The sequence below is a fragment of the Sphingomonas faeni genome (assembly GCF_024273235.1).
In the GTDB taxonomy this organism is placed as follows: Bacteria; Pseudomonadota; Alphaproteobacteria; order Sphingomonadales; family Sphingomonadaceae; genus Sphingomonas; species Sphingomonas faeni_A.
Map to the genome: position 1 here is coordinate 39,583 of NZ_JANBVH010000023.1, position 15,176 is coordinate 54,758.

The window sequence follows — 15,176 nt, forward strand, 5'->3', positions numbered from 1 at the left end:
GCGTCATTCGGCGTCGAGCTCGGGATAGGCGCGGAAGATGCCGTCGGTGTTGAAGGCGAGGCGGCGGTCGCTCTTCAGATACGCCTTGATCCCCGGCAGTTCGGCAACCTGATCGTGCAGGCGGACGAGGTTCGGATACGTGGGCTCGAGCGTCTTCATCCGCTTGGGGAACATGTACCGCAGCCCCTCGACCAGCTGGAACAGCGACGTGTCGGCATAGGTCCAGCGATGATCGATCAGCCAGTCGCCCGGATTGGCCTGCGCCGCATCCTCGAAATGCCCGAGATATTTCGGCAGGCGTTCCTCGCGGAATTGCTTGGCGGCGCGTGCGGCCTCGGGCTTCTGGTCGTCGTAATAGTCCATCATCGCGACCGGATGGTGGACGTTGTGGACCTCCGCGACGAGGTCGGCGATCGTCAGCTGGAGCTGGTTGAGCCACAGCCGGTCGGCCATGTTGGATGGCGCAAGGCCATGGCGCTCGCCGAGATACATCAGGATGTTGGCGACCTGGGCGATGACCAGGCCGTCGAGTTCGAGATAGGGCGGCGCGAACGGGGTGCGGCCGGTGCGGTCGTTGAGATCAGCCATCAGGCCTTCCTCGCCCACACCGCGCGCGCAATCCTCATACGGAATTTCAGCAGCTTCGAGCGCGAGCCGGACGAACTCGCCGCGCCCCTGCAAGGAGGGCCAGTACCAGAGCTTGTACGCCATCAGATTTCCCCGGGTGCGCGGGCCTTGATGGCGAGCGCGTGGATCTTCGTGCTCAACAGATCGGCGAGCGCCTGGTTCACGAGGCGTTGACGGGCGACGCGGCTAAGCCCTTCGAACCGTGGCGTTTCCACGTCGACGCGAAAATGCGTCTCGCCGGTGCCGTCGTCGCCCATATGGCCGGCATGGAGCCCGCTCTCGTTGACGACGGTCAACTGCGTGGGGCTAAGCGCCGTGGTGAGGCGCGCGGTGATCTGGTCCTGTACGGAGCCGGTGGCGAGGTCTGTCATGCGCCCTATATAGCCCGTTTTGGAAGCGCGGGGAGCCGGTGGCGGACGACGGACACACAGACGATCGGCGGAAAGAGCGCAAGGAACGCCCCAGCCCACGGTTTCACGGCCGCGTGGAAGGGACCGGTCGCGTCTGCATGTGGCGCGACTGCGAGGAGCCCGGCGAATTTCGCGCGCCACCGTTGGAAGGCCCGAGCGACAGCGGCCCGCCGCAGTTCCGCTGGTTCTGCCTCGAGCATGTCCGCGCGTTCAACTCGGGCTATAATTTCTTCGACGGCATGACCGCGGACGAGATCCACCACGCGCAGCGGCCGATGGCGGGCTGGGAGCGCGAGACGCGGGCGTTCGCGCATGGCGGTGGCGACACGCCACCCAAATGGGCCGACTTCGCGGACCCGATCGATGCGATCGGTGCCCGGTTCGGCGAGCGGATGGCGGCGGCGCGCAAGGACGGCCGGGTGCTTTCCGACGGCGAGCGCCGATCGTTGCGCGTGCTCGGGCTCGGAACGGACACCGACCGGACGGCGCTGCGAAAACGCTACAGCGAACTCGTCCGCCGCTATCACCCCGACCGCAACGGCGGCGACCGGGCGCATGAATCGGAATTGCAGAAGGTGATCGCGGCCTACCAGCACCTGAAGGGCGCCGCCGCGTTCGCCTGACCGCTCCGCCGCCTGACACCCTTCCGTCATCCTGGGCTCGACCCAGGACCCAGAGCCAATCAGGATCTCGATCGTGGCTCTGGATCCCAGCCTTCGCTGGGATGACGGAGAAGGGGCCCCATATTACTGTGATCGATAATTCGCCGCCCTCTGCGGGGGAACTCGTCCTCGGCCGGGCGGTTCGTCCAGTTCATCCACGTTACTCATCCGCGCATTCGTACAGCGGGCGGTTGAGTAACAGCCCGCGCTTGGCCTAGAGCTACCGGGAACACGAGGCCAACATGACCGATATCCCGAATACCCAGCCTGATAGCCGCGAGACCACGATCCTCGACGCACCAGACCGCATGGTGAAGGTGCGCGAGATGTTCGGGATCGATTCCGACATGGAAGTGCCGGCGTTTTCCGAAGCCGACGAGCGCGTGCCCGATCTCGATCCGGCCTACGTCTTCGATGCTGATACCACGCTCGCCGTGCTGGCGGGCTTCGCACATAACCGCCGCGTGATGGTCCAGGGCTATCACGGCACCGGCAAGTCGACGCATATCGAGCAGGTCGCGGCGCGCCTGAAATGGCCATGCATCCGGATCAACCTCGACGCGCATATCAGCCGCATCGACCTGATCGGCCGCGATGCGATCGTCCTGAAGGACGGCCAGCAGATCACCGAGTTCCGCGAAGGCCTGCTCCCCTGGGCGTTGCAGACCCCAACCGCTTTGGTGTTCGACGAGTACGATGCCGGTCGCCCGGACGTGATGTTCGTGATCCAGCGCGTGCTGGAGACCGAGGGCAAGCTGACGCTGCTCGACCAGAACCGCGTGATCCGCCCGAACCCGTGGTTCCGCCTGTTCGCCACCGCCAACACGGTCGGCCTCGGCGATACGAGCGGGCTGTATCACGGCACGCAGCAGATCAACCAGGGCCAGATGGACCGCTGGAACATCGTCGTCACGCTCAACTACCTGCCCGCCAAGGTCGAGGCGCAGATCGTGCTCGCCAAGTCGGGCGAATACGACAAGCCCGAGGGCAAGAAGACCGTCGAGAACATGGTCCGGGTGGCGGACATGACGCGGAAAGGCTTCGTCAACGGCGACATCTCGACCGTGATGAGCCCGCGTACGGTAATCACCTGGGCGCAGAACGCGCTGATCTTCGGCGACGTCGGCTTTGCGTTCCGGTTGAGCTTCCTCAACAAGTGTGACGAGGCCGAACGGCCGCTGGTAGCCGAATATTACCAGCGCGTGTTTGGCAAGGACCTTCCCGAGAGCGTGGTGGGTAAGGCGTAAGCCTTTGGCCAACGAAACCCCTCTCGATCGCTTCAAGGCGGTCCTTGCCGGCACGGCGCGCGCGATCGCGGAGGAGCCGGAGGTCGAGCTCGCGTTCACCGCGGATGCGCCGGCGCAGTCGGGCAAGCACATCAAGGTGCCGATGCCCGCGCGTGCTCTACCGGCGGAGCAAGTCGCGGAGGCGCGCGGATTTGCGGATGGCTTTGCGCTCCGGTTGAAGCTGCACGATATCGCGCTGCATAATCGCGCGGCACCGATCGAGGCGGTGGCGCGCGCGGTGTTCGATTCGGTCGAGACTGCGCGGGTCGAGGCGCTCGGGTCGCGCGGCTATGCGGGGATCACCGAGAATCTCGAACGTGCGCTCGACGTGCGTCTGCGGGCGGATCCGATCACGCGCGCGCGCAACCGTGACGAGGTGCCGTTGTCGACCGCGCTTGGCCTGATGGTGCGCGAGCGGCTGACCGGGCAGGAATCGCCCGCGATCGCCGCGCCCGGCCTCGCGCTCGTGCGCGAGTGGATCGAGAGCAAGACCGATCTCGATGCGCTGGCCTACGCGCTCGACGACCAGAAGGCGTTCCAGGGTCTCGCGCGGAAGATGTTGCAGGAGTTGGAGCTGGTCGAAGGCGATCAGGTCCCCGAGGAGAGCGACGAGGGCGGCTCCGAGGACGAGGGCACCGACGAGCAGCAGCAGGATGAGGGCGACGAAGGCGACGACCAGGGCGAGGACGGCCAGGGCGAAGTCGAGGCGCGCGGCGAACAGGCCGAGCAGCAGAACGAGGAAAGCGACGGCCAGGAGCAGAGCGACGAGTCGATGGACGACATCGACGGCGAGCCCGGCGACGACGGCGAGGAAGGCATGCAGCCGGTCCGCCCGAACCGTCCGTTCGCGGACATGGGCGGCGCGTTCGACTACAAGCCGTGGACGACGCAGTTCGACGAGGTGATCGCTGCCACCGAGCTGTGCGACGCCGACGAACTGGCGCGGCTGCGCGGCTATCTCGACCAGCAGCTCGTGCATCTGCAATCGACCGTGTCGAAGCTCGCCAACCGGCTCCAGCGGCGGCTGATGGCGCAACAGTCGCGGTCGTGGGATTTCGACCAGGAGGAGGGCATCCTCGACGCGGCGCGCCTCGCGCGCGTGATCGTCAACCCGACCTTGTCGCTGAGCTACAAGGCCGAGCGCGAGACCGATTTCCGCGACACCGTGGTGACTCTGCTGATCGATAATTCGGGATCGATGCGCGGTCGCCCGATCTCGATCGCGGCGATCAGCGCGGACATCCTCGCGCGCACGCTGGAGCGGTGCGGCGTGAAGACCGAGATCCTCGGCTTTACCACGCGCGCCTGGAAGGGCGGGCAGAGCCGTGAGACATGGCTGGCCGCCGGTCGTCCGCCGCAGCCGGGCCGGCTCAACGACATCCGTCACATCGTCTACAAGCGTGCCGACGAGCCGTGGCGCCGCGCGCGCAACTCGCTCGGACTGATGATGCGCGAGGGGTTGCTGAAGGAGAATATCGACGGCGAGGCGCTGATGTGGGCGCATGCGCGGCTGGTCGCGCGGCCCGAGGAACGTCGCATCCTGATGGTGATCAGCGACGGCGCGCCGGTCGACGATTCGACGCTTTCGGTAAACTCGGGCTCGTATCTGGAGCGCCACCTCCGTCAGGTGATCGGCTGGATCGAGAGCAAGTCGCCGGTCGAGCTGGTCGCGATCGGCATCGGCCACGACGTCACCCGCTATTACGCGCGTGCCGTGACGATCATGGACGTCGAGCAACTCGGCGGCACGATCATCGAACAGCTGGCCTCGCTGTTCGATACCGAGTGACGCGCCGGTGACCGCGGGCGGCGTCATCGCGGCGCCGGCGAGCGGGTTTCACGGGCCCGTCAAACGCTCGATCACGATCGCCGGCCACCAGACCTCGATCAGCCTCGAACCCGTCTTCTGGCAGGCGCTGGAAGCTGCGGCCGTGCGCCTCGCCCTGCCGCTGTCCGCGCTCGTCGCGGAAATCGACGCGCTCCGCATCGTGGCGGACGATCCACCCAACCTCGCTAGCGCGTTGAGATCATGGCTGTTCGATAATCCAGTTTGAGAACTACTCGCATTAGCGTTGACAGTGCGAACGACTCTCAATAGCGAACCCCTCAAGAACAAAGGGGTTTTGTCCATGTCGCTATCTTCGCCGCGCGCATCGTTGCCGCGTTCGTCCTCCGTGCCCGCGTTTCTTGCCCTGTCGTGCGTCGGCGCGTTCGCCACGGCGCCGGCCTATGCCGCTGAGACGGACAAGGCCCCGGCCCCGCTCACGGACGAGCAGCAACGCGATGAAATCCTGGTCAACGGTCAGCGCGAGCGCGATTCCGGCCCCAAGCAGGTCGCGCCGCTGGTGAACACGCCGCGTTCGGTGATTGTGCTGCCAAAGGAAGTGATCGAACAGACCGGATCGAACAGCCTCGCCGACGCGCTGCGCACCGTGCCCGGCATCACCTTCGGCGCCGCCGAGGGCGGCAATCCGATCGGCGACCGCCCCTTCATCCGCGGCTTCGACAGCCAGGGCAGCATCTTCGTCGACGGCGTCCGCGATCTCGCCTCGCAGACGCGCGAAGTGTTCGCGGTGGACTCGGTCCAGATCGTCCGCGGCTCGGATTCGACGCTCGGCGGACGCGGTTCGGCGGGCGGCACGATCAACATCCTGTCGCGCCTGCCGCAGCTCGAGAATTTCGGATCGGCGAGCGCCAGCTACGGCGAGGCCGACTACAAGCGCGTCACCGGCGACGTGAACCTCAAGGTCTCGGACACCGCCGCGTTCCGGATCGAGGGCATGTGGCACGACCAGGACGTCGCCGGCCGCGATGCGATCTGGCAGAAGCGCTGGGGCATCGCACCGTCGTTCGCGGTCGGGCTCGGCACGCCGACCCGGCTGACCGCGAGCTTCTATCATATGGAAAGCTCGGAACTGCCCGACAGCGGCATCCCGTATCTCTACACGATCGCCAATCATCCCGGCACCGGCAACGTCACGACCCAGCCCGCGCTCGGCACCGTGACGACGGCGGGCGGCCAGACCGGCTACGTCTCGCGCAAGAACTTCTACGGGCTTGCGGCGCGCGACTTCCGCGATGCGACCACCAATCAGGCGACGCTCCGCGTCGAGCATGATTTCGGCGGCATCACGCTGCGCAACACCGCGCGCTACACGCACAGCGACCAGAGCTACATCTTCACGCTGCCGGACGACAGCCAGGGCAATGTCTATGGCACCACCGCGGCCAACACCGGCGCGAACGTGACGACCGGCGGCTATGTCTGGACCCGCGGCAACACGCGCTACGGCTATAGCGAGAGCATCGTCGACCAGACCGACCTGTACGGCAAGTTCAACACCGGCGGGATCGAACACAGCTTCTCGCTCGGCACCGAAATCTCGTGGGAGAAGACGCGGCGCGGGACGTTCGTGTCGGCGAACGGATCGACGATCTCGCCACGCTGCAATACCGCGACGATCGCGCGGTCCTATTGCACCAGCCTGTTCGATCCAGACCCGTATGCACCATGGGTCAATTACACGAGCGACACGTCGACCACCGCGACCCCGATCGTAAAGGGCGCGCCCTCGACCGAAACGCAGAACGACGCGAATACCAAGGCGGTCTACGCGTTCGATTCGATCACGCTGATGCCGTCGCTGATCCTGAACCTGGGCGCACGGTACGACCGGTTCGAGTCCACCATCACGCTGCCCGGCGCGACGCAGACCAAGGTCAAGCGCGTCGACAATCTGTTCAACTGGCAGGCCGGACTCGTGTTCAAGCCGACGTCGGAGACCAGCCTGTATGCGAGCTATGCGACCGCCGCGACGCCGCCGAACAGCCTGCTCGGCGAGGGCCGCGAGGACAATGCGATCACCGCCGCCACGCTCGACCTGCTGAAGCCGCAAAAGACCAAGTCGTATGAGGTCGGCGCCAAGGCGAGCCTGTTCGGCGAGAGGCTCCAGCTCGGCGCGGCAGCGTTCCAGACCGAAATCTCCAACGCGCGCGTGCTTGACGACACCAACACCGCGTCGTTCATCGGCGAGACGCGGATCCGCGGCTTCGAGTTCAACGTCAGCGGCACGATCCTGCCCGGCTGGACCGTGTTCGGCGGGTTCACGCATCTCGATCCGAAGATTCTCGACGGCGGCTTCACGACGCTGACCGCCGCCGCGATCACGACGACCGCTAACGGCGTCACCACGGTCGTTCAGCCAGCGCGGACGATCGGCGTCGTGTCGGTCAACACCGGCAAGCAGGTCCCGCAGACCGCCAGGAACAGCTTTACCGCGACGACCAACGTCAATGTGACCAAGCGGCTCCAGATCGGCGGCACGGCCTTGTACATGGACGAGCAGATCGGTGGCTATGCGGACAACCGCACCGCGACGCAGAACGCCGCGGGCGTGGTCACGGTCAATGCCGCGACCAAAACCCTGACACGCAGCATCCCCGATTACTGGCGCTTCGATGCGCGCGCGAGCTACAAGCTGACCGACAATATCGACCTCAGCGTCAACGCGCAGAACGTCACGAACAAGACCTATTTCTCGCAGACCTATACCAGCCACTTTGCGTCCATCGCCGCCGGCCGTACGGTGTTCGGCACGGTAAACCTGCGTTTTTGAGGATGGCATGACGGCGATCGATACCCTCACGCCCGACGCCATCGCCGCGCGCCTCTCCGGACGTCCGGAGGAGCGCGCGGCGTTCGTGCGCGAGGCGGCGGACGCGGGCGTGGCCGAGGCGCAGGCGGTGTACGGGCAGATGTTGCTCGACGGGGTTGGCGTCGTCGCCGACCGACAAGCAGCGCTCGGCTGGTTCATGAAGGCCGCGGCGCAGCATCACGTGATGGCGCTCAACATGGTCGGGCGCTGCTACGATCTCGGCTGGGGTACGCGTGTCGACAAGGCGCGCGCGGCCGAATGCTACCGAATCGCGGCCGAGCGCGGGCTCGACTGGGCGATGTATAATTACGCAACGCTGCTCGCGCTGGGCGACGGTGTTGCCGAGGACAAGCCGGCTGCGCTGGCGCTGCTGGAGAAGGTCGCGGCGATGGACTCCGGGCTCGCCAGTGCGAAGGCGATCAATTTCGTCGGGAGTTTCGCGGAGGATGGCTGGGCCTGCGAGCGCGACGTGGCGCGCGCGGCGGCATGCTATGCGACCGCGGCGGAGGGCGGCGATTTTCGCGGCTGTTTCAATCACGCGCGCATGCTCGGCGCGGCGGGGGAGATCGAAATGGCGTTGGCGTGGCTGAAACAGGCGGGCGCACGTGGCAACGCGGCATTTCTGGCCAAGGCCGAAGCATGGCTGGCGGCGAGCGATATCCCGGCGTTCCGGACGTCCGGCGTGGCGGCATTGCGCGAGGGGGCGGCATGCTGATCGCCATCCCCGACGTGCTCGATCCGGCCGAGGTCACACGCGTCCGAGCGCTGATCGATGCGGCCGAGTGGATCGACGGCAATGCGACCTCCGGCCAGCAATCCGCACTCGCCAAGCGCAACGAGCAATTGCCCGAGGACTCGGCTGCCGCGCGCGAGGCCGGAGGGATCATCCTCGACGCGCTCGGCCGCTCCGCGCTGTTCGTCGCCGCCGCGCTGCCGCTGAAAGTGTTTCCGCCGCTGTTCAACCGCTATGCCGGCGGGCAGGATTTCGGGCTGCACGTCGACACCGCCATCCGGATCAAGCGCGGCTCCGACTTCCGCATCCGCAGCGACCTGTCGGCGACGCTCTTCCTCGCCGATCCCGAAACCTATGACGGCGGCGAACTCGTGATCGAGGATCAGTTCGGCCCGCAGTCGGTCAAGCTGCCCGCCGGCCATATGGTGGTGTATCCCGCCTCCAGCCTGCACCGCGTCGCGCCGGTGACGCGCGGCGTGCGCGTCGCGTCGTTCTTCTGGCTGCAGTCGATGGTCCGCGACGACGGTGCGCGACGGATCCTGTTCGACCTCGACCAGGGTGTGCAGGCGGTCGCCGCCGCGCAAGGGCAGGGCGATCCGGCAACAGTACGGCTGACGGGGGTGTACCACAATCTGCTGCGCCGCTGGGCGGATGCGTGACCTTCTGCTCCCCTCCCTGGAAGGGAGGGGCAGGGGGTGGGTGGGTTTCCGCATACCCAGTCGGTGTGACTCAAGTCGGCCGACCCACCCCCACCCCCTCCCTTCCAGGGAGGGGAGCATGTCGCGCGCTGTCTCCCGTGTGGACTTGCACCGCCCCCCCATGCCACGCTCCCCGTACAGGGAGTAGATGATGAGCAAGCTGGCGATGCGACGGGCGTGGTTTCAGGTCCACAAGTGGATCGGGCTGATCCTGGCGATCCTGATCATTCCGCTGTCGCTCAGCGGCGCGGCGTTGGTGTGGCACGGTGCGCTCGACCGGATCGTCGATCCCAGTCGCTATGCCGTGTCGGGAACGACGGTGCTTAGCCCGGACGCCTATGTCGCGGCAGCGACGGCCCGGCTCACGCACGGCGAACGGATCGCGCAGCTTACGATGCCCGAGGATGGGGGGCCGGTCGTGATCGCCGCCGCTGCTGCCGGGAGCGCGCCCAAGCGGCCCGGTCCGCCGCAGCGCACCATGGTATATCTCGATCCGCCGACCGCGCGCGTGCTGGAGGTGTCGCCGTCGAACGGCGGGCTCGTCCGGTTCCTGCACGTCCTGCACGGGAGCCTGCAACTGCCCGGGGTCGGGCGCTCGATCGTCGGCTGGATCGGCGTGGCGATGATGGTGTCGTGCTTTACCGGGCTGTGGCTGTGGTGGCCGACGATCGGCAAATGGACGCGCGGGCTGCGGTATCGGCGGCATCGTGATGTCGATACCAACCTGCATCACCTGTTCGGCTTCTGGATCGCGCTGCCGCTGTTCGTGCTGTCGCTGACCGGGGCGTGGATCTCGTTTCCGCAATTCTTCGGGAAGATCACGGGGGAGGCCTCGCGGGCGAGGGGCGGTCCCGATCGCGGGGCGATGATGCGTGCGAAGCCATTGGCAAAGCCGGCTCAGCCGCTCGACGTGGCGATCGGCAAGGCGCGGGCGCTGGCGGGTGGCGCACCGTTGCGGAGTGTCGCGTGGCCGACCGACCTCAGCGCCGACTGGACCGTGACGTTCGCGCGCGGCGGGACGCCGGTGGGAGTGAAGATCGCCGACGATACCGGTGGCGCGACCGCGGCGCCGGCGCGGCCTCAGGGCGGCGTGGCGCGGTGGATGCGGCGGATCCACGACGGCACCGACATGGGTGGGTTGTGGCAGTTCGTGATTTTCCTCGGTGGGATATTGCCGGCGGTGCTGGCGGTGACCGGGGTGATCATGTGGTGGCGTGCGCGTGGCTGGAAGGCGGAGCTGGCAGCACGACGCGCGGCGTAAGCTTTCCCTCTCCCCGCCGGGGAGAGGGAAGGAGGAGCCTCTTGCCGACGGGAGGGTGAGGGCACGTGCTTTGGCTGGCGTGCCCTCACCCTCCCACGCGCAAGCGCGCGCGGGCCCCTCCCTCTCCCCTGAAGGGAGAGGGTTAAGCGTTACCGCCCCAGCAGCACGCGCGCTTGGCCGGCGATTTGCGCCAGCATCGCCGCGTTCGGAACCGCCGCATGCCGCGCGCGGTCGATGACTGCCTTGAACTGCGCGACGCGGGTGGCGTTCGCGAGCAGCCAGGCCTCCACCGCACCCTGCGGATCCTGCGCCCCGCGGCGCGCCAGGAACTCCAGCCGCAACTGCTGGAAATCGCGCGCGAGACCGGCGATCAGCAGGCGCTCCCACGGATCGGTCGGGCTGATCCGCGCAGCGTTCGCCTGCGCCCAATCGAGCCCCAGCGCCTGCCCGAGATGCGTGAACGCACGCGTAAGGACCGCCTCGTCGAGCGCCATCCGCTCGCCGAGATCGGCCAACCCGACCGCGCCGTCCATTTCGAACAGGCGGACGACCTTGCGGACCAGGTCACCCGGCGCACCGACCGCTTCGAGCTGGCCCGCGATGCGGCTGCTCTGTGCGCTCGCCTCTTCGAGCAACAGCGCCGCCGTCTGGCTGTCGAGCTGCGTGATGCCCTTCGCCAGCCGCGCGAGCACGTCGCCCGGTGCGGTTCCCGGCGCCGACACGCGCAACAGGTCGGCGATCTGCGAGCGGGTCGCGACCGCCACCTCGTCGAACAGCGCGATCCGTGCCGCCTCGGGCATTACCGCGGTCTCGATCTCCGCCCATAGTGCCGGCAGGTCGAACAGGCGCTCGGCGACGACGAACATCGCCGCAATATCGCCCATCGCCGCACCTTCCTCTTCCGCCAGCTCGAACGGGTAGAGGATGCCCAGTCGGTTGACGATCCGGTTGGCGAGCTTGGTCGCGACGATCTCGGGCCGCAGCCGGTGCTCGTCGATCGCCGTCGCAAAGCGCTCACGCATCGCTGCGGGGAAGGCGGCGTGGAGGTCGGGCTTGAGCGCGTCGTCCTTGGCGATGTCGCCATGTTCGATCGCATCCTGCAACCCGAGCTTGGCGGTTGCCAGCAGCACGGCGAGTTCGGGGCGCGTGAGCCCCAGCCCGTCCTGACCGCGACGGAGCAGGATGTCGTTCGACGCCAGCCCCTCGACCGCCCGATCGAGCCGCCCGGCGCCCTCGAAGATCTCGATCACGCGGACATAGCTCGGCACCGCAACCGCGCCATCGGCTTCGGCGATCGACAGCGCCAGCGTCTGGAGCCGGTTGTCCTCCAGCACCAGGTGCGCGACGTCGTCGGTCATGCTGGCGAGCAGCGTGTTGCGGTCCTCATAGTCGAGCCGCCCCTCGATCATCTCGCGGTTGAGCGCGATCTTGATGTTGACCTCGTTATCCGAACAGTCGACGCCTGCCGAATTGTCGATGAAGTCGGTGTTGATCCGCCCGCCACGCGCGGAGAACGCGATGCGTGCGGCCTGCGTGACGCCCAGGTTCGCGCCTTCGCCGATCGCGATCACGCGCAAATCCTCGGCATTGACGCGCAGGCGGTCGTTGGCCGGATCGCCGACCGCGACGTTCGCCTCGGACGCCGCCTTCACATAGGTGCCGATGCCGCCGAACCAGAGCAGGTCGGCGGGCGCCTTGAGGATCGCCGAGATCAGCGCGCCGGGCTCCATCTCGCTCGCCGTCACGCCGAGCGCGGCCTGCACCTCGGGCGACAGCTTCACGACCTTGTCGGTGCGCGCGAACACGCCGCCGCCCTTCGAGATCAGGCTGGCGTCGTAATCCGCCCAGCTCGACCGCGGGAGTGCGAACATCCGGTTGCGCTCCTCCCAGCTGGTCGCGGGATCAGGATCGGGATCGAGGAAGATATGGCGATGATCGAATGCCGCGATGACCTTCAGCGTCTTCGACAGCAACATGCCGTTGCCGAACACGTCGCCCGACATGTCGCCGCAGCCGACCACGGTGATGCTCTCGCTCTGCACGTCGAGCCCGCGCTCGGCGAAGTGCCGCTGGACGCTGAGCCACGCGCCCTTGGCGGTGATCCCCATCGCCTTGTGATCGTACCCGACCGACCCACCGGAGGCGAACGCGTCGCCCAGCCAATAGCCGCGTTCGAGCGCGAGCGCGTTGGCCACGTCGCTGAAGGTCGCGGTGCCCTTGTCGGCGGCGACCACGAAATACGGGTCCTCGCCGTCGAGGATCGTCACGCCGTCCGGGTGCACGACCTTGCCCTCGACGATGTTGTCGGTGATCGACAGCAAAGTGCGGATGAAGATCCGATAGCTTTCGGTGCCCTCGGCCAGCCATGCGTCGCGGTTCGAGGGGGCAGGGAGTTGCTTCGGATAGAATCCGCCCTTCGCACCGGTCGGGACGATCACCGCGTTCTTGACGCGCTGCGCCTTCATCAGCCCGAGGATCTCGGTGCGGAAATCGTCGCGACGGTCGGACCAGCGCAGGCCGCCACGTGCGACCGGGCCGGCGCGAAGGTGGATGCCCTCGACGCGAGGCGAATAGACCCACACTTCGCGCCACGGCACGGGGGCGGGGAGGCCGGGAATCAGGTGGCTGTCGAGCTTGAACGCGAGCGCTTCCGACGCGGCGGGCGTGAATGCGTTGGTGCGCAGCGTCGCCGCAATCAGGTTGCGATAGGCACGCAGGATACGATCGTCGTCGATCGCCGTGACCGCATCGAGCCCGGCCTCGATCGCCTGGTCCGCCTCGATCGCATTGCCGGGATGTTCTGGATGATGAACCGCGGTGAAACGCGCGATCAGGGCCGCGGCGACCTTCGGCGCACGTCGCAGCGCGTCGACCACGGTGGTCAGCCCGTACGGCAGCCCCGCCTGGCGCAGATACCGGAACCACGCGCGGAACAGCACGATGGCTTCGGGACGCATGCCGAGTTCGACGATCAGCCGGTTGAACGCGTCGTTCTCGGCCGCGCCTTCCAGCACCGCCGCGATCGCGCCTTCCAGGATGCTCGCGTCGCTCTGCTGCGCGGCGGCGTTCGCCTCCAGCACGAAATCATGCACGAACGGCACGCTGTCGTCGCGCAACCGCGTCGGCAATTCGCCGATCACGCGGAAGCCGAAATTCTCCAGCACCGGGACGGCGTCGGACAGCGGCAACGCGCCGCCGAGCTTGTAGATCTTCAGCTGCGGATCGGCACCGGCTTCACCCGGAACCAGGCGTACGCCGCGTGCATCCGGGTCGGTCAGCGCGGCGATCCGCTGGATATCCTCGGCGGCCTCGGCAGGCGTGCTGAGGTTGCGGTAATTCTGCGGGAACGCGGCCGCCCATTTCAGTGCAAGCCGTGCGGCGCGTGGTGGCGGCAACGTCTCGATCAAGGCCGCCTCGACGTCGGACACCCAGCCGCGCACCATCCGCTGCAACCGCAGCGCGAGCGGCGCGGCGTCGGGCATCCGGCCCTCACCGCGCAGATCGAGCGTGTAGCGGATCATCGCGACCTCGCCGTCCTCCAGCGCGATCGACCAGTTCAGGATGCTCGCATTCGCTGCCTCCGCCAGCATGTCGCCGATCGCGACGCGGCGGCTGGTGGTGACGTCGTCGCGCGGCAGCCAGACGAAGCCGAACAGGTGACGACCGAGCGCCGATTGGACCAGGACGAGCGCGGGCCGCGGCCGATCCGCCAGGCTCATCGCGGTCAGCGCGAGGTCCTCCAGCGCATCGGGCGCGAACGCGATCACCAGGTCGTGCGGCAGCGCGGTGAACGCATGCGTCAGCGCCTTGCCCGCATGACCGCGCGGATCGAACCCGAACTTGGCTTTCATCGCGGCCAGGCGCGTGCGCAATACCGGCACGTCGCGCGGCATCGCGGCCAGCGCGGCGCTGGTCCACAACCCGCTGTAGATCGACAGGCCGGCAACCGTCGCGCCCTCCATCACCGGCACGACGACGAGGTCGAGCGGCACGGCGCGGTGCACCGTCGAGATCAAATTCGACTTCAGCAACAGCGGCGCGTCGTTGCCCGCCTCGAACCACTCGATCGCCAGCGCACGCGAGGCGGCGGCGAGGATCGGCACGCGGTGTTCGTTTCGCGCGATGCCCAGCGCTGCGCCGCTGCTGCCGTCGCGATGCCAGACCTGATGGCCGAGCAGCGTCAGATGCCCGTCGAGGAACCACTGCAGCAACGCCGCGCCTTCGCCCTCGGGCAGCTTGGCGATATCGTCGTCGAGCGCGGCCTGCATGGCGCGCCAGTCGGTCACCGCCGCACGGACGTCGGCCAATACGGCCGTGAGGTCCTCGATCAGCCCGCGACGGTCGCGCGCGTCGGCGCGCTCCATCTCGAGATAGATCATCGATTCGGGGCGGCCCGCGCCCTGGCCGTCCGCGTCGATCGCGTGCAGCGTGCCATCGGGCGTCCGCGTGGTGCGGACGACGGGGTGGATGATGCGATCGACCGCGATATCCTGCGCGCCGATCGCCGCTGCGATCGAATCGACCAGGAACGGCATGTCGTCGTTGACGATCGCGAGCCGCATGCGCCGCCGCGTGTCGTCGGCGCTGATCGGCTCGATCGCGATCGCCGGCGCACCGTCGTCGCGGTGCGCGGCGGTCGCGGCCACGAACGCCGCGGCCTGCGCGACCTCGCTCGCACCGAAGTCCTTGAGTTCGCCCGGAAGGGCCCGTTCGGTCAACCGGCCCGCAAGGGTTTCGGTGAGCGTTTTCAACGATTGGTTCGCCATAGGTCCGGGCCTATGCGCCCGCTATTCGCCTATCTCAAGGCTTGTGGCAGGTGCGAAGGGATATGCTGCGCCGCACCT

At 67.5% G+C, this 15,176-nt stretch carries 11 protein-coding genes; 8 read left to right on the forward strand and 3 right to left on the reverse strand.

Translation table 11 applies throughout. From position 1 onward, the window contains the following. Positions 1-3 precede the first annotated feature (3 nt). Together NLI89_RS13465 and NLI89_RS13470 are read right to left on the reverse strand one after the other, a co-directional pair. A complete protein-coding gene (locus NLI89_RS13465; RefSeq protein WP_254687477.1) occupies positions 4-711 on the reverse strand; it encodes a glutathione S-transferase in 708 nt (235 codons plus the stop codon). Then, positions 711-998 (reverse strand): BolA family protein, encoded by a 288-nt coding sequence (locus NLI89_RS13470; RefSeq protein ID WP_254687478.1) that lies wholly within the window; start codon positions 996-998, stop codon positions 711-713. The genes NLI89_RS13465 and NLI89_RS13470 overlap by 1 nt, the downstream gene beginning before the upstream one ends. 137 nt (positions 999-1,135) lie before the next feature. On the opposite strand from NLI89_RS13470, the gene NLI89_RS13475 reads away from it, so the two are divergent. The 8 genes from NLI89_RS13475 (at position 1,136) to NLI89_RS13510 (ending at position 10,332) form a co-directional block, all read left to right on the forward strand. Continuing rightward, positions 1,136-1,660, forward strand: a complete 525-nt coding sequence (locus NLI89_RS13475; RefSeq protein WP_254687479.1) for a J domain-containing protein — start codon at positions 1,136-1,138, stop codon at positions 1,658-1,660. Positions 1,661-1,941: 281 nt separating this feature from the next. Next, complete coding sequence (gene cobS / locus NLI89_RS13480; RefSeq protein WP_056052421.1) at positions 1,942-2,946, forward strand: cobaltochelatase subunit CobS; 1,005 nt, start codon at positions 1,942-1,944, stop codon at positions 2,944-2,946. 4 nt (positions 2,947-2,950) lie between these two features. Continuing rightward, positions 2,951-4,774: a cobaltochelatase subunit CobT gene (cobT, locus tag NLI89_RS13485; protein WP_254687480.1), complete on the forward strand. Its 1,824-nt coding sequence runs from the start codon at positions 2,951-2,953 to the stop codon at positions 4,772-4,774. Positions 4,775-4,781: 7 nt separating this feature from the next. Then, positions 4,782-5,039 carry a ribbon-helix-helix domain-containing protein gene (locus NLI89_RS13490; protein WP_254687481.1) on the forward strand — a complete coding sequence of 86 codons (258 nt, stop codon included), beginning with the start codon at positions 4,782-4,784 and terminating at the stop codon, positions 5,037-5,039. Positions 5,040-5,114: 75 nt separating this feature from the next. After that, positions 5,115-7,601 (forward strand): TonB-dependent receptor, encoded by a 2,487-nt coding sequence (locus NLI89_RS13495; RefSeq protein ID WP_254687482.1) that lies wholly within the window; start codon positions 5,115-5,117, stop codon positions 7,599-7,601. 7 nt (positions 7,602-7,608) lie between these two features. Continuing rightward, positions 7,609-8,355, forward strand: a complete 747-nt coding sequence (locus NLI89_RS13500) for a tetratricopeptide repeat protein (RefSeq protein ID WP_254687483.1) — start codon at positions 7,609-7,611, stop codon at positions 8,353-8,355. Beyond that, complete coding sequence (locus NLI89_RS13505) at positions 8,349-9,032, forward strand: Fe2+-dependent dioxygenase (RefSeq protein WP_254687484.1); 684 nt, start codon at positions 8,349-8,351, stop codon at positions 9,030-9,032. Before NLI89_RS13500 ends, NLI89_RS13505 begins: the two co-directional genes overlap by 7 nt. A 190-nt stretch (positions 9,033-9,222) precedes the next feature. Continuing rightward, the gene (locus NLI89_RS13510; protein ID WP_254687485.1) at positions 9,223-10,332 is read left to right on the forward strand and encodes a PepSY-associated TM helix domain-containing protein; all 1,110 of its coding nucleotides are present in this window, start codon (positions 9,223-9,225) and stop codon (positions 10,330-10,332) included. Between the two features lie 149 nt (positions 10,333-10,481). On the opposite strand, the gene NLI89_RS13515 is transcribed toward NLI89_RS13510, so the two are convergent. Continuing rightward, on the reverse strand, positions 10,482-15,098 hold the full coding sequence (locus NLI89_RS13515; protein WP_254687486.1) for an NAD-glutamate dehydrogenase: 4,617 nt from the start codon (positions 15,096-15,098) through the stop codon (positions 10,482-10,484). Positions 15,099-15,176: the final 78 nt, after the last annotated feature.